The sequence below is a fragment of the Pseudoalteromonas sp. TAB23 genome, from assembly GCF_000498075.1.
In the GTDB taxonomy this organism is placed as follows: Bacteria; Pseudomonadota; Gammaproteobacteria; order Enterobacterales; family Alteromonadaceae; genus Pseudoalteromonas; species Pseudoalteromonas arctica.
Map to the genome: position 1 here is coordinate 1 of NZ_AUTP01000313.1, position 25,147 is coordinate 25,147.

Annotated in this window: 22 protein-coding genes and 1 tRNA gene; 2 read left to right on the forward strand and 21 right to left on the reverse strand. The window is 39.7% G+C overall.

Going from position 1 to position 25,147, the window contains the following annotated elements; all coding sequences use genetic code 11:
* Window positions 1–255: 255 nt before the first annotated feature.
* The 21 genes from L654_RS0120005 to L654_RS0120105 all read right to left on the reverse strand — a co-directional run bounded on the left by L654_RS0120005 (window position 256) and on the right by L654_RS0120105 (window position 22,451).
* Window positions 256–471 carry a TIGR02450 family Trp-rich protein gene (locus L654_RS0120005; RefSeq protein ID WP_007585532.1) on the reverse strand — a complete coding sequence of 72 codons (216 nt, stop codon included), beginning with the start codon at window positions 469–471 and terminating at the stop codon, window positions 256–258.
* A gap of 70 nt (window positions 472–541) precedes the next feature.
* Complete coding sequence (locus L654_RS0120010) at window positions 542–895, reverse strand: cupredoxin domain-containing protein (RefSeq protein ID WP_007378488.1); 354 nt, start codon at window positions 893–895, stop codon at window positions 542–544.
* A gap of 20 nt (window positions 896–915) precedes the next feature.
* Window positions 916–3,153 (reverse strand): heavy metal translocating P-type ATPase, encoded by a 2,238-nt coding sequence (locus tag L654_RS0120015; RefSeq protein WP_024608879.1) that lies wholly within the window; start codon window positions 3,151–3,153, stop codon window positions 916–918.
* Window positions 3,143–3,586 carry a MerR family transcriptional regulator gene (locus L654_RS0120020; RefSeq protein WP_024608880.1) on the reverse strand — a complete coding sequence of 148 codons (444 nt, stop codon included), beginning with the start codon at window positions 3,584–3,586 and terminating at the stop codon, window positions 3,143–3,145. Before L654_RS0120020 ends, L654_RS0120015 begins: the two co-directional genes overlap by 11 nt.
* A 510-nt stretch (window positions 3,587–4,096) precedes the next feature.
* Window positions 4,097–4,594, reverse strand: a complete 498-nt coding sequence (locus L654_RS0120025; protein ID WP_024608881.1) for a DUF2059 domain-containing protein — start codon at window positions 4,592–4,594, stop codon at window positions 4,097–4,099.
* Between the two features lie 130 nt (window positions 4,595–4,724).
* Window positions 4,725–5,057 (reverse strand): Na+/H+ antiporter subunit G, encoded by a 333-nt coding sequence (locus tag L654_RS0120030; RefSeq protein WP_007585525.1) that lies wholly within the window; start codon window positions 5,055–5,057, stop codon window positions 4,725–4,727.
* A 9-nt stretch (window positions 5,058–5,066) separates the two neighbouring features.
* On the reverse strand, window positions 5,067–5,336 hold the full coding sequence (locus tag L654_RS0120035) for a K+/H+ antiporter subunit F (protein WP_007378493.1): 270 nt from the start codon (window positions 5,334–5,336) through the stop codon (window positions 5,067–5,069).
* On the reverse strand, window positions 5,330–5,866 hold the full coding sequence (locus tag L654_RS0120040; protein ID WP_007585523.1) for a Na+/H+ antiporter subunit E: 537 nt from the start codon (window positions 5,864–5,866) through the stop codon (window positions 5,330–5,332). The genes L654_RS0120035 and L654_RS0120040 overlap by 7 nt, the downstream gene beginning before the upstream one ends.
* Window positions 5,866–7,383 (reverse strand): monovalent cation/H+ antiporter subunit D, encoded by a 1,518-nt coding sequence (locus L654_RS0120045; RefSeq protein ID WP_024608882.1) that lies wholly within the window; start codon window positions 7,381–7,383, stop codon window positions 5,866–5,868. The genes L654_RS0120040 and L654_RS0120045 overlap by 1 nt, the downstream gene beginning before the upstream one ends.
* On the reverse strand, window positions 7,380–7,733 hold the full coding sequence (locus tag L654_RS0120050; RefSeq protein WP_010554685.1) for a Na+/H+ antiporter subunit C: 354 nt from the start codon (window positions 7,731–7,733) through the stop codon (window positions 7,380–7,382). The genes L654_RS0120045 and L654_RS0120050 overlap by 4 nt, the downstream gene beginning before the upstream one ends.
* Window positions 7,733–10,525, reverse strand: a complete 2,793-nt coding sequence (locus tag L654_RS0120055) for a monovalent cation/H+ antiporter subunit A (RefSeq protein ID WP_024608883.1) — start codon at window positions 10,523–10,525, stop codon at window positions 7,733–7,735. The genes L654_RS0120050 and L654_RS0120055 overlap by 1 nt, the downstream gene beginning before the upstream one ends.
* Before the next feature lie 215 nt (window positions 10,526–10,740).
* Window positions 10,741–11,916: a hypothetical protein gene (locus L654_RS0120060; protein ID WP_024608884.1), complete on the reverse strand. Its 1,176-nt coding sequence runs from the start codon at window positions 11,914–11,916 to the stop codon at window positions 10,741–10,743.
* Window positions 11,903–12,781 carry a lipoprotein NlpI gene (nlpI, locus tag L654_RS0120065; protein ID WP_024608885.1) on the reverse strand — a complete coding sequence of 293 codons (879 nt, stop codon included), beginning with the start codon at window positions 12,779–12,781 and terminating at the stop codon, window positions 11,903–11,905. The genes L654_RS0120060 and nlpI overlap by 14 nt, the downstream gene beginning before the upstream one ends.
* Window positions 12,782–12,923: 142 nt before the next feature.
* A complete protein-coding gene (gene pnp / locus L654_RS0120070; RefSeq protein ID WP_007585511.1) occupies window positions 12,924–15,050 on the reverse strand; it encodes a polyribonucleotide nucleotidyltransferase in 2,127 nt (708 codons plus the stop codon).
* Window positions 15,051–15,404: 354 nt separating this feature from the next.
* Window positions 15,405–15,674 (reverse strand): 30S ribosomal protein S15, encoded by a 270-nt coding sequence (rpsO, locus tag L654_RS0120075; protein ID WP_007585509.1) that lies wholly within the window; start codon window positions 15,672–15,674, stop codon window positions 15,405–15,407.
* Between the two features lie 153 nt (window positions 15,675–15,827).
* Window positions 15,828–16,787 (reverse strand): tRNA pseudouridine(55) synthase TruB, encoded by a 960-nt coding sequence (truB, locus tag L654_RS0120080; protein ID WP_024608886.1) that lies wholly within the window; start codon window positions 16,785–16,787, stop codon window positions 15,828–15,830.
* Window positions 16,771–17,256 (reverse strand): 30S ribosome-binding factor RbfA, encoded by a 486-nt coding sequence (gene rbfA / locus L654_RS0120085; RefSeq protein ID WP_007585506.1) that lies wholly within the window; start codon window positions 17,254–17,256, stop codon window positions 16,771–16,773. The genes truB and rbfA overlap by 17 nt, the downstream gene beginning before the upstream one ends.
* A gap of 156 nt (window positions 17,257–17,412) precedes the next feature.
* On the reverse strand, window positions 17,413–20,073 hold the full coding sequence (gene infB / locus L654_RS0120090) for a translation initiation factor IF-2 (protein WP_007585504.1): 2,661 nt from the start codon (window positions 20,071–20,073) through the stop codon (window positions 17,413–17,415).
* 25 nt (window positions 20,074–20,098) lie between these two features.
* A complete protein-coding gene (gene nusA / locus L654_RS0120095) occupies window positions 20,099–21,598 on the reverse strand; it encodes a transcription termination factor NusA (protein ID WP_007585502.1) in 1,500 nt (499 codons plus the stop codon).
* Between the two features lie 39 nt (window positions 21,599–21,637).
* Window positions 21,638–22,093 (reverse strand): ribosome maturation factor RimP, encoded by a 456-nt coding sequence (rimP, locus tag L654_RS0120100; protein WP_002958482.1) that lies wholly within the window; start codon window positions 22,091–22,093, stop codon window positions 21,638–21,640.
* Window positions 22,094–22,374: 281 nt separating this feature from the next.
* Window positions 22,375–22,451: transfer RNA gene (locus L654_RS0120105), tRNA-Met, on the reverse strand.
* A 430-nt stretch (window positions 22,452–22,881) separates the two neighbouring features.
* Between L654_RS0120105 and L654_RS0120110 the strand changes: the two genes are divergently transcribed.
* Window positions 22,882–23,343 carry a globin domain-containing protein gene (locus tag L654_RS0120110; protein ID WP_010554682.1) on the forward strand — a complete coding sequence of 154 codons (462 nt, stop codon included), beginning with the start codon at window positions 22,882–22,884 and terminating at the stop codon, window positions 23,341–23,343.
* Between the two features lie 192 nt (window positions 23,344–23,535).
* Window positions 23,536–25,092, forward strand: a complete 1,557-nt coding sequence (locus tag L654_RS0120115) for a cryptochrome/photolyase family protein (protein ID WP_024608887.1) — start codon at window positions 23,536–23,538, stop codon at window positions 25,090–25,092.
* Window positions 25,093–25,147: the final 55 nt, after the last annotated feature.

Genomic DNA, 25,147 nt, shown 5'->3' on the forward strand with positions numbered 1-25,147 from the left:
TGTTTGGTTTTTAGGCAAGGCAGAGCCTATGTAGTGTGGTTATTCCCCATAAATAGGCGATAACGCAGCATAAATACCAAACATGCACTGCCCTTTGGGTTCTTTCTAGGGACGATCAACTCTTTGTTGCTCGGTTTTTACTTAGCCCACTAGGTTACAAACCTCGCGCCGCGATTTAATCGCCCCTAGATTGAACAAATTTCAATCCACAAAGATCAACACGCCCTAGTGGGAGGTAAATTACATAGATTTAAACTACTTCCACCCTTGTAGCCACTTTTGGTTATCTTTTAAATCTCGCCAACTAATTGGATATTGATTTTTTGACATAACAGCCTCGGTAATACACTCAATTACATTACCATCTTCATCAAATTCCACCTCAACAATAATGAAGTGTTTTTCTTTATTAATAGAAGGTGTTGCGGTCCATTTACTATTCAATAATTTTTTAGGGTTTAATTTATTCATTTAATATAGCGACTCTTACTCGTAACTTTTATAAGGCAACTATACGACCCCAACACCTACTTAGTTCAGGTTACTGAGCAACTAGCTTGCCCTTATACATTTGCATTTGGCAATGAAAATCATACTCACCGGCTTCAAGCGCGGGTAGTTTAACTGTGTTGCCATCACCCATTGCCAGAGTTTTACTTATATCAAGCTGTGGAAATACCACGGTTTCGGCGCACGGCGCGCTGTCTTTTCTATCAAAGGTAAGTACAACCTCTTTGTTGGCTGCCACTTTAATGTGTCCTGGCTTATAAACACCGTTATCAACGACTATCGTTACTTTGTTGTCATCACTTTGTGTTTGCTCTGGTTTGTATAGCCAAAACCAATAAATAATTGCGGCTATTAACAGTGCACCACCTATATTAATCATCAACATAATGTACTCCTTAGCTTAAATTACGATTTATTTGGTTTGAAAAAACGTAAGCGATTAGCGTTACTTACCACTGTAAGCGATGAAAGTGCCATAGCTGCACCTGCAACAACAGGGTTAAGTAGTATTCCAAAAAATGGATACAACACGCCGGCTGCNCCCGCCACGTTATAAATAAAGGCACCAAATAGGTTCTGTTTAATATTTAAAATAGTTGCACTACTCACTGCAATTGCATCAGCAAGGCCATGTAACGAACCACGCATTAAGGTAATGTCTGCACTTTCTATTGCAACATCGGTACCTGTGCCAATTGCAAACCCTACATCGGCTTGCGCAAGTGCGGGGGCATCGTTAATACCGTCACCTGTCATACCCACTATTTCACCGTTTGCTTGGCGCTTTGTTACTTCGTTTACTTTGTCATCAGGCATGACTTCTGCAATAAAGTCATCAATACCAACTTGCTTAGCAACGGCTTGTGCAGTGGCTTTGTTGTCACCTGTTAGCATAACTAGGTGAATACCTTTATCTTGCAGGCGTTTAATAGCTTCAACTGAATCCTCTTTAATAGGATCTGCTACTGCAATAATAGCTTGGAGCTTATTATTACTTGCAAAATACATGGGCGTTTTAGCATCACTGGCAAGTGTTTGAGCTTGCTCGGTTGCATCATCAACGGCTACATCGTATTTATCCATTAGCGCTTTATTACCAAACAACAATGTTTGCCCGTCAACACTGCCAGTGACACCTTTACCTGTAATTGCGTTAAAGTCAGCTACTTTACTTAAAGTTAACCCCTGCTTTTTAGCGTGTGCCGTAATTGCTTCTGCCAATGGATGCTCTGAGCTACTTTCAAGGCTTGCAACACGTTGCATTACTGTATTTTCATCACTGTTGTTAAACGTAACTACATCGGTAACTTGCGGTGTGCCTTGAGTAATAGTGCCTGTTTTATCTAAAATCATGGTGGTGATTTTAGATGTTGTTTGCAGCGACTCACCATTTCGAATTAATATTCCTGACTCTGCAGCTTTACCAATACCCACCATAACCGACATAGGGGTTGCGAGTCCTAGCGCACAAGGACAAGCAATAATAAGTACAGTGGTTATTGCAACAACGGCATAAGCAATTGATGGCTCAGGTCCAAAGTTTAACCATGCAAGGCCAGCAAGTACTGCAATAATCATGACTGTTGGTACAAATATTCCTGATATAACATCAGCTAAGCGCCCTATTGATGGCTTAGAGTTTTGTGCACGCTTTACCATATTGATAATATTGGCAAGTGTGGTTTCGCTACCAATGTGCGTGGCTTTAAATAATAAAGTGCCACTTTTATTAATACTTCCGGCAACGACTTTGTCGCCCGTTTTTTTGCGGACGGCCATTGGCTCACCAGTAAGCATTGACTCATCAACCGTACTGCTGCCTTCAATAACATCGCCATCCACAGGGATTTTTTCACCCGGGCGAACGCGTACTTCATCATTTTTTACAACATCACTAATGTCGATGTCTTGCTCTTGCCCATCGCGAATTACGCGTGCAGTTTTTGGTTGCAGGCCAATTAAGCGTTTAATTGCTTGTGAGGTGCGCCCACGTGCTTTTACTTCAAAAGCGAGCCCTAAACTAATTAAACCGATGATCATCGATGATGCTTCAAAATATACGTGTCTTGCAACTTCCGGTAATAAGTTTGGTGCTATTACCACAAACATTGAATACAACCACGCAGTACCTGTACCAAGCGCTATTAATGTATCCATATTGGCAGCATGGTTTTTGAATGCCTGCCATGCACCGTTGTAAAATTGTTTACCTGATATAGCCATAACCACAAGCGTGACTATACCCACTAAAAACCATGCTATTCGTTGTGTGTCGGTGGTCACACTCATGTCAAAAATAAGCCCGTATATCATTAACGGCGCACCGACCCCTAACGCTAATATCATATTACGCATTAGCTTTTTATAATGTGCCTCATCCGACTTTGCTTTTTCATCAAGTGCATCTTGATCAGACTCGTTACTCATTGGCTTAGCTGAATAACCAATGTTTTCGACTGCTTTAATAAGCGTGCTTTCGCAAGCTTTACCTTCTACACGTACTGTACGCTCAGCAAAGTTCATTTCCACGTTTTGCGCGCCTTGCACGCTATTAAGGGCTTTTTCAATTTTAGCCACACAACTGCCGCAATTAGCACCCTCAATAATAAAGTTTTGCGCGGTGTCTTTTGTATTAGTCGTCATTACGCTGCTCCTTATTTGCAGAATCGTTTATTGGATCAACAAATGATTCTATTAAACTACACACGTCACTGGCATTTGCACCATCGGCTGATGTATCCCATTGCGCCAGAGCTGCATGCATTCTGTTTCGTAATTTTAATGTTTCTTGAAATAGTGCTTCGGTTTCTTCTAGGCGTTTAGTAATGAGTTTACGCGTTAACGGACAAGGACAATTCCCCTGCTCTGACTCGCCTATAATGTGTTGAATATCTTTGAGTGAAAAACCAAGTTGACGAGAGCTAATAATAAACTTTAAACGTTGCTGGTCTCGCTTTGTATATTCTTGATAGCCATTTTCTTCACTGCGTATTGGATTAAGTAACCCAACACGTGTGTAATGACGAACAGTATCGGCAGTCACGCCCATTAACTTGGCGAGTTGTTTAACATACATAATTTAGCTCCGTCGTGTTTCAGTAGCTTCATAATAAACCTAGGTGCAACACATAGGTCAATGACTATTTTAAAACTAATAAAATAATACCAATTCGCTTAATTAAGTAACCTATTTAAGACAAGAAAATCGTGTTGATAACAAGGCAAAGGTTTCGTTATTTAGTTGTTATCACTAATTGCCTCTGCATCCATGCAGTCGTATATCAAAAATGTTTAACGCAGTTAACGCCGAATTTAATCCCTCAAATTAATTAAGTATTGTTGCTCATTAGTATAGTGACACAAACATAATTAACTTAAGCTGATATCGGGCGTGTATTATCTGGAGGGGATGTAATTCAGGAGAGAAGCGCCTAAGTAAGACGCGTATTGATCTAAGGGCGTGTTGATCATTGATGGTTTAATTTACAGCAGACTGTTTGGTCTATAGGCAAGGCAGAGCCTATGTAGTGTGGTTATTCCCCATAAATAGGCGATAACGCAGCATAAATACCAAACATGCGCTGCCCTAGTTTGATTCGCTACGGCTTTGCTCTAATTCGTCGCTTAGTTGCTGCGCTAAAGTTTGTATTTTAGGCATAGCATCTTTCATTAAGCTTTGTGACATTTGCATAGACTCTTGCATTACAACAGGCATTTTTTCAAGTATTTTTTGCCCTGTATCTGTTTTATAAAACACTAGCATATCGGCAATTTCTTGCTCACTAAAATGTTTGTCGTACACGCTAATCATCATCGGCTGCATTTTGGCCCAGCTCATTTCGGTTTTTAATACCGTCGTCATGTCGCTGTAGTATTGATCAAAAATTGCCTGTTCAGAAGGCTTAACGCCCATTTGGTCTGACATCCCTTTCATCATACCTTCAACCTGGCCGTACATAGAGTCAACCATTGAATCTAAATTCATTACACTAATAAGTTCATCTATTTTTTGCTGCTTAGTATTTTGTTCAGCATACAAACTACTAGAAAAAATCAGTAATGATAAAAGTAGTACCTTACCCATAATAATATCCTTTCATATAAATAATCGTTTTATAGTTACATTATTAATTAGTCTTGTAAAGGGTACAAGCAGTCACTAAAAAGGCCGAATAAAATGAATTTATTCGGCCTTTTATAAATATATTTTTATGTTAATCGTCTTCTACATTATCTAGGCCTTTAGTGCCTTCTTTGGCTTTTAGCTTGTGATGAATAGCTGACTTTATTAGCATGTAACCACTAATCGGTGCCGTAATTAGTAAAAATATAGTAATGAGTATTTCTTTAACACTTAGGCCATGCCCTGAATTTGCAAAATAAACCATAGCTGCAATTAGCATACTTGCCATGCCCAACGTTGTTGCTTTAGTTGGCCCATGCAAACGCATAAAAAAGTCAGGTAGTTTAACTAAGCCTATTGAGCCAATTAAAATAAACGTACCACCAAATAACAATAATATTGATACAACCCATTCGCTGATCATGTTTTCACCTTATTCAATTATATCGCCACGTAGTAAATACTTACACACTGCAACTGTACTTATGAAACCTAGCATGGCAATAAGCAGTGCAGCTTCAAAATAAAGCCCTGTATCCATACTAATGCTATATAAAATAATCAGTGCAATGACGTTAATGTACATTGTATCGAGCGCTAAAACACGATCAGGCACTGATGGACCAATGATCAATCGCCATAAATTAAGCAATAATGATAAGCCAATCATCGAAAAAACAATGAGTAATACGGTGTCTAACATTGAAATATCTCCTTTAGTGGAGCTTCGTAGCGTTGTTTTATTTGTTTGATAAGTGCTTCTTCATCTTTAAGGTCAAGCACATGTATTAATAAGTAGCGTTGTGTTGGCTCTTCACCCTCAGGTAACGATTCAGCAATTGGGTAAACCTCTGCACTCACTGTACCGGGTGTAAGCGATACACTACTGGCCAATATGGTAATTGGCATATCATGAGTTAAATCTATCGGTACTTTTATAAATGCCGGACGCAAATTTTTAGATGGACCAAGTATAAGTAAAGCCACTTGTAAATTTGCTACGACAATATCGTACAGCACAATAAGCAACTGCTTAAGAGCCAAGCCCGGCTTTAAAATTAGTGGCTGAGGCTCGCGAAGCGAAAAACTTAATATCGGGATAAGTATTGCAAAAATAGTCGCTAATACTAAGTGCCCTACCGACACGCTATTATTTAACAATAGCCAAACCATAAACAAAAATAAGCTACGAAATGGCGTTGGTAACCAACGAAAACGGGCTTGTAATCTCATCACATGCCTCCTTTAAGTACAGCATTAATACCGCCGCTTATATCATGTAACTGAGTAGCAGCACCTAGCATGTATTCACTTATTGGTCCGCCAAAAATAACGAGCAATGGCGAACACGCAAGTAAACCTATAATTACAATTACCTGCAACGGGTGTGCATTTGCACAATCTGCGTTTTCGCTATTTTTACTTTTATGCTCCCAAAACAAGGTCGTGCCAGCACGCGAAAGCGCTACCAACAACGCAAAGCTTGTTACTAAATATACAGGCCAAAATAGTAAAGCTTGCTCACTATTTAATGTGGCTTTAAGTATCCAAATTTTACCTACAAAGCCTGATAGTGGCGGCATACCAACTACAGTTAAAGCCGCAACAATAAAGCACACACCTAATAAAAATGGTTGTTTAACAGAGCGACCCGCTACTAGCCTATCGCCAACTTTACCGCGCTGGATTGAAACTAAGTCTGCTAGTAAAAACAGTGCAGCACTAACAAGTGTTGAATGCACTAAATAATATAAAAGTGCAGCAGTGGCATTTACATTTTGCAATGCAATTAGCGCAACCAACGTACCTACCGATACTAATACTAAGTTAGAGGTGAGTTTACGTAAGTCTTGCGCTGCCATAACACCAATGGCACCCACTATAATGGTGGCAATTGCTAAGCCCCAAAGCCAAGGCTGCGCCATATGTTCAAGCGCTCCTGCTTGTTCGCCAAATATCACCGTGTAAACACGAAGCATGGCGTAAACGCCTACTTTGGTCATAATCGCAAACAATGCAGCAACCACAGGTTTAGCGCTTGAATACGTATTTGGAAGCCATAAATGCAGAGGTAATAGTGCGGCCTTTAAAGCAAATACAATTAATAGTAATAAACCACCTGCTTTTGCTAGGTATACATCATCTCCCGAAAGCTGTGATACTTTTTGCGCCATATCTGCAATATTAAGCGTACCAAGTACACCGTACAAAATACCCAAACCGATTAAAAATACGCTTGAGCCAACTAAATTTAATATTACATATTGCAGTGCCGCACGAGTGTTTTGTTTATCACCTGCGTGCATTAACAGTGCATATGATGCAATCAGTAACACTTCAAAAAATACAAATAGGTTAAATAAATCGCCAGTTAAAAACGCGCCATTTACACCCAATATTAAAAAATGAACAAGTGGATGATAAAAGCTGCCCTTTTCATCATCGCCAGCACTACCATATAAAATAGCGCCCAAACCTAAAAGTGAAGTTAACGTAACCAATAAGGTAGATAGCATATCAGCGACTAAGACTATCCCAAATGGTGCAGACCAATTACCAATAGCGTAAACATTAATACCCGTATTATAAATATGTACAAGTAAAAGCACACTAATGGCAAAAGTAGCTATTGCCATTACAATTGAAACTAAGCGGCGAATTTTGACGCTTTTACCACATGGCGGCAGCAATAAAATAACAGCCGTCAGCATAGGTAATAAAATAGGTAGTGAAGCTAAATGTTGGATCATTTTTGCTCCTTATTATCTGCAGAGGTGTTAGGCACATAACCATCAACATGGTCACTACCTAAATCGGCGCGCCCACGTATTGCCAAAATAACCACAAATGCAGTCATCGCAAAACCAATCACTATTGCAGTTAGTACTAATGCTTGAGGTAGAGGATCGGCGTATTCTGTGCCAGTACCAAGTACTACCGCTTTATTAATAGTAAGGCGACCTGCTGAAAACAAAAATAAATTAACAGCGTATGAAATCATAGTAAGCCCAAGTACTACAGGGAACGTACGAGCTCTCAGCAGTAAAAACACACCGCAACTGACCAATACTCCAACGCAAGATGCGTACAATAATTCCATTAAATATTTACCTCTTTTTTCTGGGTATCTGCTGTCATATTACCTAAGCTTGCTAAAATCATTAACGTAGCGCCTACAACAGTTAAGTAAACACCTAAGTCGAATGCAATCGCGCTGGCAAGCTCTGTTTTACCGACAAACGGAATATCAAAGTAGTCAAACCAAGTTGTTAAAAATGGCTTATCGAAGAACCAACTACCCACACCTGTAAACAAAGAAATACCAATGCCTGAGGCTATAATTTTGCGATAATTAACATCAAAGCGTTCGTTTATCCATGCTGTACCATGCGCCATGTATTGCAAAATAAACGCGATTGACGTTACCAGTCCTGCAATAAAGCCACCACCAGGTAAGTTATGCCCACGTAAGAAAATATATGCAGAAACTAATAACGCAAGCGGTAATAAACTTTGTGAAATACTCGCCAGTAATATTGGATGACGTTCTTTAGCCCATGGGCGCCCTTCGCTGTCACTTGCTGGCATAAATAATGGGATTCGAGAAAGTACTTTAAATATACCTAATGCGGCAATACCTAATACAGTGATTTCTCCAAGTGTATCAAAGCCCCTAAAGTCGACCAAAATAACGTTAACTACGTTAGTACCACCGCCACCAATTTTAGCGTTAGCAATAAAGAAGTCTGAGATTGAATCTAATGGACGTGTAAGTAATGCATAACAAATACTTGCTATAACTACACCTAACGTAGAGGCTATTGCTAAGTCTCGAAGTACGCGTAATGAACTTGATTCTTTTGGCGTATGCTGCGGCAAGAAAAACAATGCCAGCATAAGTAAAATAATAGTAACAACCTCAACGGTTAGCTGCGTAAGCGCTAAATCAGGAGCAGAAAAGCGTGTAAATACAACCGACACCATTAATCCTACAATTGAGAGCATTAATAGCGATACCATTCGAGAGCGATGCCAAATAACGGTGGCAAGAGCACCAATAATCAATAAGCCTGCACCAATTGCATTGTGCACATCAACAGGCGTAAGTGGCATGCTACCAGCAAGTTGTTGCATTTCAAATAATGGCCAACCCGCACACAGCAATACTACCGCTAGCATAATTACAAGGTAGCGCTGTAGTGATCCATTTTCTGTACTGCTTACCTTTGACTGACACCAAGCAATAACGCTTAATATCACACGTTCAAACGTTTTTTTAGCGTTTAGAGGTGGTAACGATGCTTGAAACTGAAATAGATATTTACGATTAATATAAATAAATAAGCCGCCAGCAATCGCCATCGCACTCATTAGTAGAGGCAAGTTAAACCCATGCCAGATAGCCAATTCGTACACTGGCATTTCTTTTCCAAGTACAGCTAAAGACGCCGCAGATAAAATGCCATCAATTGTAAAGTGCGGGAACATACCCACTAACAAACAAATCACAACGAGTATTTCTATTGGTACACGCATATAGCGCGGTGGCTCATGCGGCGTACGAGGTAAATCAATTGGTTCACCATTAAAAAACACGTCATGAATAAAGCGTGCTGAGTACGCAACAGCTAATGCACCTGCAACAGTTGCCAGTACTGGAATTAACCACGACATAGAACCAAGCACTTGCTGGTGTAGCGTTTCTGCAAAAAACATTTCTTTAGACAAGAAGCCATTTAGTAAAGGAACTCCTGCCATTGCAGCCGCCGCGACCATCGCAAGCGTTGCAGTGTATGGTAAGTATCGCCACATACCATTTAATTTACGCATATCGCGCGTGCCCGTTTCGTGATCAATAATACCAACGGCCATAAATAACGACGCTTTAAACGTTGCATGGTTAATTATATGAAAAATAGCAGCAACAGTCGCAAGCTCAGTATCAAGTCCGAGTAATAGCGTTATTAAACCCAAATGGCTTATTGTTGAATAGGCTAACAAGCCTTTTAAGTCGTGTTTGAATAATGCTATATAAGCACCAAACAACAACGTAGCTAAACCCGTTAACCCAACGAGCAAGAACCACGTATCGGTGCCAGCTAAAGCAGGATGAAAACGTGCTAACAAAAATATACCGGCTTTTACCATCGTCGCAGAATGTAAATACGCGCTTACTGGCGTAGGCGCTGCCATTGCATGAGGAAGCCAAAAGTGAAATGGAAATTGTGCCGATTTAGTAAACGCACCCAGTAGCACCAATACCAATGCTACTTCGTATAAATCATGAGATTGAATTATTGCTTTACTCGCTAGAATAACATCTAGGTCGTAACTACCAACAATATCACCTAATAGCATCAATCCAGCAAGTAACGCTAAGCCGCCCGCGCCTGTTACAGCAAGCGCCATACGTGCGCCTTTTCGCGCTTCTGATTTATGCCACCAAAAACTAATTAATAAAAATGAGCTGATGCTCGTTAATTCCCAAAACAACCACAGTTGAATGACGTTGTTAGACATAACAATACCAAGCATTGCAGTCATAAATAGCATTAAGTAACTATATAACTTAGCCATTGAGTCATTAGCGCTTAGGTAGTAACGCGTGTAGAGGATAACGAGCAAGCCTATGCCTAAAATCATAAACATAAACAATAAACTGAGGCCGTCTAACCGCAGAGATAAATCGAGTCCTATTGACGGGATCCAAGCTAAAGAATAACGAATGGTTTCGCCCGCTAAAACGGCAGGTGCATGGTATAGAGTAATCCCCAAAGCCGTCAAAGGCGCAAGAGCCGTTAAACTAGTGCTTAAATTGCGAGATAACTTACCTGTGCATGCAGAAATAACACTGCCAATTAAGGATAACAAGGGTATCCAGAGCAAAGTCATAATGTAGGGCCTTTTATTATCATAAGTTTATCAGGGCATCTCTTTTTAATACTAAGTGATGCTTTTACTGCCTGTTTTTAAACGACATTAATGACTATAGTTATACTGAAAAACACTGATTTTGTCTATAAAAAGCGGTTCTATATGGGTGTTTTTTAAACAAGAACTAACAATTTATTAAGCCTAAAAAAACAATTAATTAATACTGATAATTGTTAATTTAATATGGCCTTATTTGCAAATGTAAGCGCGCCAGGGTGATGATGAAAGTTACCATTGGTCATATCTAAATGTTTCAACCAAAGTTGTCTATACTGCGCTGAGAGCCCTAACTGCTGATATTGCATAATAGACCAATTTTCACTAGGTTTATAAGCAATACCCCCTACCTGGCAACTCTTTGCTTTATGCCAACCTGTTGGCGGCGACTCACCATGAGAAATAAATAAATTAGGTGCAACAAAACCCGTTTTTGCACACAACCATGCTTGCTTAGTTTTAGGCAAAGCGTATTCATCTTCAAAACCGTTAAAATGCATCAGCTCATGCAAAAATATACTGTATTTTGCTTTTGAGTTTATTAGCATTGTTCCCTTCGTGACATTAGCCGTTCCATCTTTAGGCATCATCACTATAAAATCAAAATTGTTAGGAAGCTGGCTATTAAGTTTAGATAATTGCCAGTCACACTTTGCTATTTGACTAGTACTACTTTTGCACTCAAGCATACCTGCAACGTAAACTGGTTTTGAAAAGCAAAAAATATTTTCACGGGGCTCTGGTTGTTTATTATAAGCATTAATAAACTCTGTAAGTTTATATAAGCCACTACGATGATCGCTCATAGTCAGCACGTTAAACATACATTGCTTATTAGGCTTACTTATATTTTTTAAAGATGAAAAACCAAGATCGTGGATAAACGCGGTAGATATTTTACTCTGTGGTGTTTTTAACTGAAGTTTTAGATGATTTAGCACATCCCCTGCTGGTAATTTGTTTTTACTAGCGAGTAACTCTAAATCGCTCCAACGTGATTGCTCAAGTAACTTTGTTGCTAATATTTTACGCTCTGGGATTGTTAAGTCATTTATAGCTGAGAGCCAAAATTGTTTTGCAGTATCACTCTGACTGCTTTTAATAAGTTTAAGAGAATACATATATTGTGCTGAGGAAATTTTACTGCGAGCAAGTATAGCTAAAGAGGTCTTTGGTAACTGCTCTAGGTGATCAGAAAAATAAGCTGGTGAATTCCAATAACTTTGTAGAACATTGGCTTTTGTATTTAAAACATGCCAAAAGCCAATAGCGCCAAGGTGATTACTCGAGCCTGTAATTAACAAACAACATAGTAATACACCTATTAATTTAAAACGCTTAACTTGCGTCAACACCTTCCATCAACTCAAGTTCTAAACGCGCATATTTATATTCAATAAACTCGTGCACGTTAGTCGCAAGCGCAAGCCTAAAATAATCGGATGCTAAATAAAGCTCACCCGCTGCTTGATGCATTTTAGCTAGGTAAAAATAAGCTTCACATAAACGCTGCGCATATTCTTGCTCAGTTCTAACACCATCACTAATGCCTGATAAAAATGCATGTTCACTCATATCGCCCGTATAAAGAGAAATTAACTGATACGCCCATTGCGAATCATCAAGCGCAGTCGCATTTTGTTTAAGTGCATCAAGTGCGGTTACTTTATCCTCGTGTGCCTGGGCTAAATAAACCCATAAAACACGGTACGGATCGTTAGGAGAACGGGCTAAAAACTCGTTAAAGTCATTTTTAGCAAGGCCAGCTCTATCGCCGTAATACAGTGCAATTCCTCGATTTAAATAGGCGTATTCATGCTCTTCATCAAGTTCTAGAGCTGAATCGAAAAACTCATAGGCTTTTTCATACTGCTGCATAAGCGTATGTTGAATACCTAAAAAATTATACACTTCAGCTAAATCAGGCTTAAGTTTTACTGCGCGGTTAAAATCAATACGCGAAAGAGTGGTCATACCTAGACTATCAAAAAGTACACCACGGTCGTAATAAAGCTTAGCTTGTTGCTCTTCGCTTAAGTCAGCCCTATTCAATAACTCTGAGTAGCGTGCAATAGCAATTTCACTTCTAAAGTCAGAGGCTAAAGGTGCAGTAAATGGCACATTAACAATCGGGGTTGGTTCTGATTCTGTTGTAGTTTGGCAAGCGCTTAAAGACAAAATAGCAAAAGATGCCAAAGCTAAATGTTTGAGTATCATTAAAATCCTTAATACCAAGATATATCGCGATTAATATAAGACAGACCTTGTCCAATAAGGTTTCATTAAAGCATAAAAAAAGGGGCTAAACAGCCCCTTTTTTTATCATCTAGCTAATATAACTAGATTAATAAGTTAACAATTACGCGTCAGTTGGCGCGTCAGCTGCAGGTGCTGCTGATTCCATTGCTTCTTTAATACTTAGACGTACACGGCCTTGGCGATCTACTTCTAGTACTTTAACTTTAACTTCTTGACCTTCAGAAAGGTGATCAGCCACGTTATTAACGCGCTCAGTACTAATTTGAGAAATATGTACTAGACCATCTTTACCAGGAAGAATGTTTACAAACGCACCGAAATCAACAATACGTACAACTTTACCTTCGTAGATAGTACCTACTTCAAGTTCAGCTGTTAATTGCTCAATACGGCTAATTGCATTAGCTGCACTTTCGCCATCAGTAGCGGCAATTTTAATTGTACCGTCGTCACCGATTTCAATCGTTGTACCAGTTTCTTCAGTAAGCTGACGAATAGTTGCGCCACCTTTACCGATAACTTCAGCGATTTTCTTCTGTGGGATTTTCATTGTGTATATGCGAGGAGCAAACATTGATAGCTCTTCAGAAGGAGCAGAAATTGCTTCGTCCATCACTTCTAAGATATGTAAACGTGCAGCTTTTGCTTGTTTAAGCGCAATTTGCATGATTTCTTGAGTGATACCTTCGATTTTGATATCCATTTGAAGTGCAGTGATACCTGCAGCTGTACCAGCAACTTTAAAGTCCATGTCACCTAAGTGATCTTCATCACCTAAGATGTCAGAAAGAACAACGAATTTATCGTCTTCTTTAACTAGACCCATCGCAATACCGGCAACAGACGCTTTAATTGGTACACCGGCATTCATAAGTGCAAGTGAAGTACCACATACAGAAGCCATTGAAGATGAACCGTTTGATTCAGTGATTTCAGATACTACACGGATTGAATATGGGAATTCAGTCAATGTTGGCATTACAGCAGCAATACCACGCTTAGCAAGGTTACCATGGCCGATTTCACGACGCTTAGGAGAACCAACAAAACCAGTTTCACCTACACAGAATGGAGGGAAGTTGTAGTTAAGCATAAAGTGGTTTTTATGAGTACCAGTTAAATCGTCGATTAACTGTGAATCACGTTCTGTACCAAGTGTAGCTGTTACTAACGCTTGAGTTTCGCCACGAGTAAAGATAGCAGAACCGTGAGTACGCGGTAATACGCCAGTCATTACATCTAGTGCACGAATCATATCTGGTTCACGACCATCGATACGTTTTTCGCCAGAAGCGATACGGCCACGAACGATTTTCTTCTCAAGTGAACCGAAGATTTTACCAATTTCTTGCTTATCTAAAGACTCGCCTTCAGCAAGTTCAGCTGTTAACACTGCAACAACTTCATCTTTAGCTACGCCAAGTGCTTCTTTACGCGCTACTTTATCAGTGATTAAGTAAGCTGCGCCTACTTTATCAGCAGCAATTGCTGCAACTTTATCTTCTAGTGCAACGTTTTTAGCTGGTGCAGTCCAATCCCAAGTAGGCTTGCCTGCTTCTGCTTTAAATTCTTCGATTGCAGTGATGATCGCTTGAGATTGCTCATGACCATATACAACAGCGCCAAGCATTACGTCTTCTGCAAGTACGTTAGCTTCTGATTCAACCATAAGTACCGCTTTATCAGTACCGGCTACCACTAAATCAAGTTGGCTTTCTTCAAGCTCTTTTAATGTAGGGTTAAGTACGTATTCGCCGTTGATGTAACCAACGCGAGATGCACCAATTGGACCACTGAACGGGATACCAGAGATAGCAAGTGCTGCTGAAGTACCAATCATCGCAACCATATCAGGTTGGATTTCAGGGTTAACAGAAACAACAGTAGCAATAACTTGTACTTCGTTTACAAAACCGCTTGGGAAAAGTGGACGAATTGGACGGTCAATAAGACGTGCAATAAGTGTTTCGCCATCGTTAGGACGACCTTCACGCTTTAAGAAACCACCTGGGATACGACCAGCAGCATACATACGCTCTTGGTAGTTAACTGTTAGTGGAAAAAAGTCTTGGCCAGGTTGTGCTTCACGCTTACCAACAACAGTTACTAAAACTGAAGTGTCGCCAATGCTTGCAAGTACAGCGCCGTCTGCTTGACGAGCGATTGCACCAGTTTCTAGAGTCACTGTATGTTGACCTAGTTTGAATTCTTTAATAATTGCTTGCACTTAAAATATTCCTTAAATGTATTCTAATAAGTTGTCATCAAAGTACCAATTACAGTACATAATTGTATTCAGTTGGAAATCAATTAAGTACTACAATTGGCAATGATGTGAATAAGCGTAGATAAACCTTTTTACCTACGCGCATAGTATATACCAAAGCTGCTTCAAAATGCGAGTCTAGCTACTAGATTTAAGCTGGGCTAATGAGTGGGTAAATACAACGATGCTTGATAAGCTATGAAATAGGAGTTTTACAATATAATTCAATAGGTTTATATATTTGTTTTATTTTCAAACACAAATTTTAGGCACAAAAAAAGGAGCTAAAAAGCTCCTTTTTCTATAATCTAGTTCTTAGCGACGTAGGCCAAGTTCTTTGATTAACGCAGTATAACTAGTGATGTCTTTACCTTTAAGGTAATCAAGTAGTTTACGGCGAGTGCTTACTTTACGAAGCAGACCACGACGTGAGTGGAAGTCATGCTTGTGATCAGCAAAGTGACCTTGAAGCTTGTTGATGTCAAAAGTAAGTAATGCTACTTGTACTTCTGATGAACCTGTATCGCCTTCTGCACGTGCAAATTTAGCAATGATATCGATTTTTTCTTGATTGCTTAGTGACATAGTAACTCCAAAAATTAAATTTAAAAGGTGTCTTAGCCGATCACTAATTCAGCCAAAACGATTAAGCGGGCGTATTCTACCAACTGTAGGAATAACTACAAGCTAATTATCCCCAACTACAACTAATAAGCCACCGTTAGGCACATTAGTTGCTTATTCAGGCTTTACGTAATCGTCTTGCTGACTAGCAAGACCACGTTTAACCTTTAAATGACCGTTTGAGTTGCGCTCACCAGTACCAATAAATATATTATCCGCAACAACTTTAATTGCACCATCAGGTAAAGCGATTGATAATTCTACAGCTTGCCCGTGACTAAAAATCCCCCCTTGTTCTTTTGTAATTTCAACAACGGGTAAATCAGTTAAAGCAGTATCAATTGGTAGCAATAGCGAGTCTAAATAAGTTGAAGGCGCAAGCTCTTCTTCTTTCGCTTTAGCAAGCAACGTTTCAATCTCATCAAGCGAGACCATTTTATCTGCCGGATACTGACCAACAGCGGTTCTGTGGAGCATAATAACGTGTGCGCCACAGCCTAGATTTTCGCCTAAATCATCAACGATAGTACGAATGTAGGTCCCTTTAGATACATGGGCCGTCATTTGTAATACATTGCTTTGCTCATCAAATTCGTCAAACGATAAGCTAAACACGTTTATTTTTCTGCATTTACGAGGAACTTCAATACCTTCGCGCGCGTACTTATATAACGGTCTACCTTGGTACTTAAGAGCTGAGTACATTGACGGATATTGTTCAGACTCACCAACAAAAGCAGCTATTTCTTTTGTTAGCTGTTCACGCGTAACGTTCACATCTTTAGTGCTAACAATTTCGCCATCAGAATCTGATGTTGTTGTACGCTCACCCAGTTGTGCACGAACTATATAGGTTTTATCTGTATCGAGTAAAAACTGCGTAAACTTAGTCGCTTCACCAAAACAAATTGGCAGCATACCTGTAGCAAGTGGATCTAAAGCACCTGTGTGCCCAGCTTTTTGCGCAAAATAAACACTTTTTGCTTGCTGTAATGCTTTATTTGATGAAATGCCTTGCGGTTTGTTTAACAACAAAATACCGTCAACTGCACGGCCTTTACTGCGCTTTGCCATCTGTATCAGTGCCTTCTTCGCTATCTGTATCGTCTACGTGATCAGTACCTTCTTCGCTATCTGAAACATCAGCAGCATCAACACTTTCTACGTCTTCATCTACATGCTTTGCGTTATCTTCGCGGATAATAGAATCCACTAAGTTAGAAATACGCATACCTTCCATTAATGAGTTATCAACTACAAACTTTAACTCAGGCATTATACGTGCACGGATACGCTTACCAAGTAACGAGCGAATATAGCCCGTTGCTTCATTAAGTACTTTTGCGCTTTGCTTTGCTGCGTCTTCATCTTGTGTGTTAAACACAGTAATGAAAATTTTGGCATAAGATAAATCGCGCGATACTTCTACCGCTGACACTGTCACCATACCTAAGCGTGGATCTTTAATTTCGCGTTGTAAAATTACAGCAATCTCTTTTTGGATTTGCTGTGCAACACGATCAGTGCGAGAAAATTCTCTCATTATACTTGTCCTAAAATAATAACTTATTGAAATTAAATAATAAGTTAACTAAATAATGGATATGCAAATGGGGGCTAAGCCCCCATTTAAAATCTTAGCGTAGGGTGTGTAGAACGTCCGGCGTTAACCTGAGCGTTCAATACTCCCTAGTAACAATTATAGAGTACGTTGTACTTCAACTGTTTCGAATACTTCGATTTGGTCACCAACACGTACGTCATTGTAGTTCTTAACGCCGATACCACATTCCATGCCGTTACGAACATCAGCAACATCGTCTTTAAAGCGACGAAGTGACTCAAGTTCACCTTCATAGATAACAACGTTTTCACGTAGTACACGGATTGGAGCGCTACGTTTAATAACACCTTCAGTAACCATACAACCAGCGATTGCGCCAATTTTTGGAGACTTGAATACGTCACGAACTTGAGCAAGACCAATGATTTCTTGTTTAAACTCTGGCGCTAGCATACCTGACATTGCTTGTTTAACTTCGTCAATCAAGCTGTAGATTACGCTGTAGTAACGTAGGTCTAAGTTTTCAGTCTCGATAACTTTACGAGCTGAAGCATCAGCACGAACGTTAAAGCCAACTACAATTGCGTTAGACGCTGCAGCTAGTGTTGCATCAGTTTCGGTAATACCACCAACACCTGAACCAACAATCTTCACTTTCACTTCATCAGTAGAAAGTTTAGTTAGTGAATCAGAGATTGCTTCGATAGAACCTTGAACGTCTGCTTTAAGTACCACGTTAACTTCAGAAACATCGCCTTCAGTCATGTTAGTAAACATGTTTTCAAGCTTAGCTTTTTGCTGACGTGCTAGTTTAACATCGCGGAACTTACCTTGACGGTATAAAGCAACTTCACGCGCTTTACGCTCATCTTTAACTACAGTCGCTTCGTCGCCTGCAGCTGGAATACCAGAAAGACCTAAAATCTCAACTGGAATAGATGGACCAGCTGACTTAATGTCTTTACCGTTTTCATCGCGCATTGCACGAACACGGCCATACTCAAGACCACATAATACAATGTCACCTTGGTTAAGCGTACCAGATTGAACAAGTACTGATGCTACTGGACCACGGCCTTTATCAAGACGAGATTCAATAACAACACCAGCCGCCATACCTTCAGTAGGTGCAGAAAGCTCTAAAAGTTCAGATTGGTTCAATACTGCTTCAAGAAGGTCGTCAATACCTAAGCCAGTTTTAGCTGAGATATGAACGTACTGCGTATCGCCGCCCCATTCTTCTGGAATAACGTCTAGTACAGCAAGTTCGTTTTTAACACGATCTGGATCTGCGCCTTCTTTATCCATTTTGTTTACTGCGATGATTAAAGGAACGCCAGCTGCACGAGCATGCTGTACCGCTTCTTTAGTTTGTGGCATAACGCCATCATCTGCTGCAACTACTAGGATTACGATATCAGTCGCTTTAGCACCACGAGCACGCATTGAAGTAAATGCAGCATGTCCTGGTGTATCTAAGAAGGTGATCATGTGACCGTTTACATCAACATGGTATGCACCAATATGCTGTGTAATACCACCGGCTTCGCCAGAAGCAACCTTCGCAGAACGAATGTAATCAAGAGTTGATGTTTTACCATGGTCAACGTGACCCATTACAGTTACTACTGGAGCACGTGGCTCTGACTTACCATCTTCGTGGCGGTCATTAAGTACTGTTTGCTCTAATTCGTTTTCTTTAACAATGATAACCTTGTGACCCATTTCTTCTGCAACTAATTGTGCAGCTTCTTGGTCAATCACTTGGTTAATAGTAACCATGTCACCCATTTTCATCATTGTTTTAACAACTTCAGCGCCTTTAACGGCCATGCGTGATGCAAGCTCAGCTACTGTAATTGTTTCGCTAATACGCACTTCATTTTTAACATCAACAGTTGGTTTTTGGAAACCATGTTGTAATGATGCAGGTGCTTTTAACTTAGACTTGTTACGGCCTCTTGACGCTGCAAATTTATCTTTTGCTGGCGCTTTTTTCTTTTTCTTAGCACGGCGTGTACCTTGCTCATCACGAGCATCGGCAACATCTTCTGCTTCACGTGCATAAGTAGAAGTCGTAAGATGGTGATCCGCTGTTTCTTCGCGTTTCTTACGTTCTTCTTCTTCTTTCTTCCAGCGTGCCGAGTTTTCTTCAGCTAGCTTTCTTGCTTCTTCTGCTTGACGTTTCGCTTCTTCTTCAGCTTTCTTCAATGCGGCCTCTTCTGCTTCTTTTTGCAGACGCTCAGCTTCTATGCGATCTTTCTCAGACTTAGCACTTTGCTCTGGGGTCATCTGCTTTTGTTTCGCTTTACGCTCTGCATCAGCTTTGCGTTTAGCTTCTTCTTTGGCTTTACGGTCGGCTTCTTCTTTCGCTTTGCGTTCTGCCTCTTGTTTCGCTTTTAATTCTGCGGCTTCTTGGTCAGCTTTTTGCTGCTCTTCAAGACGCACTTTTTCTTCAGCAGCTAAGCGAGCTTGCTCTTGTTCTTGTTCCATTGCGCTTTTCTTCACGTAAGTACGTGTTTTGCGAACTTCAACTTGAACATCTTTTGCTTTACCAGTAGAGCCCGTAACACTTAAAGTGCTTTTGCTCTTACGTTGTAAAGTCATACGCGCTGGGCCATCTGAACCTGTACCGCCATGATGCTTGCTTAAATGATCAAGTAACGTTGCTTTTTCAGCTTCTGTTACGTTATCAGTTGCTTGCTTAGTGATACCTGCTTGTGAAAACTGCTGTAGCAATTTATCAACAGTCGTACCTATATCGCCGGCTAGTTTTTCAACATTTACTTCTGCCATAGTGTGTAATACCTCCGTTAATAAATTACTCGTCTGCAAACCAACAAATGTTTCGTGCAGCCATAATCAGTTCACCCGCTTTTTCAGATGAAAGTTCTGTGATATCAACTAATTCGTCAATACCTTGCTCTGCCAAGTCTTCAAGTGTAACAACACCCTTGCTTGCCATAACAAATGCTAAGTGACGCTCTAAACCTTCAAGCGCAAGTAAGTCTTCAGCTGGCTCTGCGCCATCTAAGCTTTCTTCCGTTTTAAGTGCTTTAGTTGTCAATGCATCTTTTGCGCGTGAGCGCAGTAAATCTACAGTCTCTTCATCAAGACCATCAATTTCTAAAAATTCAGACGCTGGTACATACGCCACTTCTTCAAGTGTCGAGAAACCTTCGTTGATAAGTAATGATGCAAACTCATCATCAATTTCTAAATTTTCAGTGAATAAGTTAAGTAACTTATCAGATTCAGCTTCATTTTTAGTACGCATGTCTTCAACAGTCATTACGTTTAGTTCCCAGCCAGTTAACTGACTTGCTAAACGAACGTTTTGACCATTACGACCAATTGCTTGCGCTAGGTTATCTGCTTCTACAGCGATATCCATTGAGTGAGTGTCTTCATCCATTACGATTGAAGCAACTTCTGCTGGCGCCATTGCATTGATAACAAATTGTGCCGGGTTGTCATCGTAAAGTACGATATCAACACGCTCACCGCCAAGTTCTGACGATACAGCCTGAACTCGTGCGCCACGCATACCAACACATGCACCAATTGGGTCAATGCGTTTGTCGTTAGATTTAACAGCAATTTTAGCGCGTGAACCTGGATCACGTGCTGCTGCACGTAATTCAATCATCTCTTCGCCAATTTCTGGCACCTCAATGCGGAATAATTCCATTAGCATTTCAGGTTTAGAGCGCGTTACAAATAATTGTGCACCGCGTGCTTCAGGCTTAACTTCATATAAAAGACCACGGATACGGTCACCCGGGCGGAAGTTTTCACGTGGTAACATGTCATCACGGTAAATTACCGCTTCTGCGTTGTTACCTAAATCAAGTACGATTGCATCGCGAGTTGCTTTTTTAACAACACCCGTTACCAGCTCGCCTTCTTGATCTTTGTATGCTTCAACAACTAAAGCGCGCTCAGCTTCACGTACTTTTTGTACGATAACTTGCTTAGCCATTTGTGTTGTAATACGGTCAAATTTGATTGAGTCGATTTGCTCTTCAACATAATCACCCATTTGCAAATCAGGTTCTTCAACCTGTGCTGCTTCTAGAGTGATTTCGCTGTATGGGTTCTCTAAAGAACCATCTTCTAATACAGCGGCAATCTGCCAACGACGGAACGTATCGTAATCACCGGTTTTACGGTCAATTGCTACGCGTACTTCAATTTCGCCATCGTGTTTTTTCTTTGTAGCTGTCGCTAAAGCGAACTCTAGAGCTTCAAAAATCTTTTCTTTTGGAACCGCTTTCTCATTGGAAACGGCTTCAGCAACCAATAATATCTCTTTTGCCATGGGTAATGCCTCGCTTGCCCTATTCCTTCGCACTCGAATTTAAAACTTCGCGATTAAATTCGCACGTTCGATGTTACTAAGCATGATCAGATGCTCTGCACCATCGCTAGATAGTGTGATCATATCGCTGCTAACTGCTACTAAGTCGCCTTTAAAATTACGACGACCATCCTGTGGAAGTTTAGTACGCACGCGTACTTCCTCTCCTTGCGCCTGCTCGTAGTGATCTTGTTTGAATAATAGACGATCAACACCAGGAGACGATACTTCCAAATCATATTCATTTGTAATTGGGTCTTCGACGTCTAAAATCGCACTAATTTGGCGACTTGCATCCGCACAGTTATCAACTGAGATCCCATCCTCATGAGCAATATATACTCTTAAGGTAGAATGGCGACCCGCTTGCACAAATTCAAGACCATGCAATTCAAAGCCTAACATTTCTACCGCAGGCGTTAACATGGTTACTAAATCTTGTTCAAGTTTTGTCACGAAAATCCTCCATACAAACAAAAAAAGGGCTTATAGCCCTAAAATACTGAGTTTAAGTTTTAATTTGATGACAATTGCCACAAATCGCAAGGTGCAGATACAACAACGCCCCGAACCAAGCGGGGCGTCACACCAATAAAGCATAAAACTGTGTGGCCTAGGGCCAAGCTTGGTTGCGAGTCAGTAAACTGACCTAATTAAACTACATAGTCTAAAACGCAAAACGCGCATTACTTAGAATGCGCGATATAAATTAGTAAGGTAATACCTACTAGTAGAATTGGTTGCGGGAGCCGGATTTGAACCGACGACCTTCGGGTTATGAGCCCGACGAGCTACCAGACTGCTCCATCCCGCGCCAATAGATATCAAACTTTAAATTTAATATCGCTGTTAGCTGTTTTACAACATGCTAAACAATGGCCGCTATTATAAGGATGTACGGGATGATTAGCAACTATAATACGCAATTAGTTTATAAAATTTCCAATTCGTCAAGATGCTAATTTAATGTATATATAAGTAACATAAGTAATCAATCAATTTTATAAAATGCTGTCTCTAAATTATTAAATATTATAGCTTATTATTTTTGAGTGAAAATCAAACAAACTAAATTTGAGCTACCTTAGTACCTTCTAGATGCTTACAATTTACCAGAAAATAAATTGATATAACTAAAACCCATACTTTAACACTAAAAAAACGTGCAGAATTTTATCTGCCCGCTATAATCAATTTTATGCCACTTAATAATAATAGTTATTACTCACTGCAGCGAGATAAAAATGAATCAACAACAATCAGCATTGTTAAATAACTTAACAATTATTAAGCCAAATTTTCATGCATTCACGGCTCGATTTCACAGTAAATTGGCTGAATCTAGCATTGAAATGAATTACCCAACAGCCTTACAATTTAACGAAAAGAGTTTTACCCTTTTTTGTGTGTTAGAACGAATTGTTAAACATTTAGATAAGCCAGCATCGGTAGCTCCTTTTTTAGCACATCATTTAATGTACCTAAAAAAAAGCAGTGTTTCACAAAATGACATTGCACTATTATCTGATGCGTTTTACGAAACCCTTAAAGAGCACCTTGGTAAACACTTTACTCCTGAGAGCCAGCTCGCTTGGAAAAAAGCCCTTAAATATTTTGAAAACTTTGCCAGCAATATTCTATTTAATGTATCTAATGTGGTTTCGTTACAACAAAAAATGCAGCAAAAGCAAAGTAATAAAATTTAAATATACAATTTTTAGGGGTGGCAATTTAACTTACTTAACCTCCCCATTAATTAAACTCATTTGCACACCATGGTTCAACACGCCTTTATTGCCTTGATAATCGGTTAAGCCTTTTTGCTCTATTCTCTCGTAGTTAAATAGTAAAACGATCCTTTAATTAAATACGTCCGTATAAAAAAATTTGGCTTTACTATGACCCATCACAAAACACTCAGACTAATACTAGGCGATCAGCTAAACCCATCTCATTCATGGTACAAACAAAAAGACGACGATACGCTTTACCTCATCGCAGAGCTAAAACAAGAAACTGACTACGTTAAACATCACATTCAAAAACTGTGTGCTTTTTTTAATGCTATGGAAAACTTTGCAACTGCATTAAACACGGCTGGTTTTAATGTTTTGTATTTAACACTTGATGATACCAATGACGACAAAGACTTGATTGAATTACTCAAGCGAGTTGCCGATAAATACCAATGCGACTCTATTGAATATCAATACCCTGACGAGTTTAGGCTAAAATCTCAATTAGCTAAGTTTAAAAGTGATAGCTCATTAAATGTAATTGCTACAGATACTGAACACTTTTTATTACCGTTCACCGATATAAAAACACACTTTACAAAAAACAAGCATGTAACAATGGAGCACTTTTATCGTGCTATGCGTAAGCAATTTAATATATTAATTGATGATGCAAAGCCAACTGGTGGCAAATGGAATTTTGATAGTAATAATCGTAATAAATTTTCCAAAAAAGACTTAGCCGACATCCCAGAGCCTAAGTTATTCAATACTGATGTTAGCAGCATTATCTCTCGTTTAAATAAACACAACGTCGCTTATTTGGGTGAAATAAATCAACATTCACTGGAGTGGCCAACAACTCGTAAACAAGCGATTGAATCTCTTGAATACTTTTGTGAGCACTTACTTAGTCGCTTTGGTCACTTTCAAGATGCGATGACAGATCAAAGTAAAAACAATACCAGCCTGTACCATAGCCGTTTATCGTTTGCCCTAAACGCAAAAATACTCCACCCGTTATATGTAATCAAACGTGTAATAAGCGAATACGAACAAAGACCCAATGAAATATCCCTCTCGCAAGTAGAGGGCTTTACTAGGCAAATATTAGGCTGGAGAGAGTATGTACGTGCCATTTATTGGATTAACATGCCCGACTACGCAGTTAAAAATCAATTACAAGCCAAAAATAAACTGCCATCTTATTTTTGGAACAGCTCTACAAAAATGAATTGTCTAAGCCACTCACTCAAACAAAGCCTTGAAACCGCTTATGCCCATCATATTCAGCGTCTAATGGTTATTGGGAACTTTTGCATGCTTACAGGTATTAACCCTGATGACGTAGACAACTGGTACTTAGGCATTTATATAGATGCCATAGAATGGGTAGAAATGCCCAACACTCGAGGCATGAGCCAGTTTGCCGATGATGGAATAATTGCAACAAAACCCTATGCTGCAAGCGGTAACTACATTAATAAAATGAGCGATTACTGCAAAAGCTGTCAGTACGATGTTAAACAAAAAGTAGGAGATAAGGCCTGCCCGCTAAATAGCTTGTATTGGCATTTCATGAATAGACACAGAGACAGGCTAGAGAAGAATCCACGTATTGGTATGGTATATAAAAACTGGGATAAACAAGATAAAACACTTCAAGAACAAACACTGCAACAAGCAACCTACTACCTTAATAATTTAGAAGCGCTTTAAATAAAAACCGCCTCAAATGAGGCGGCTAAATAATCAGGGGAATATGTACTTTAGA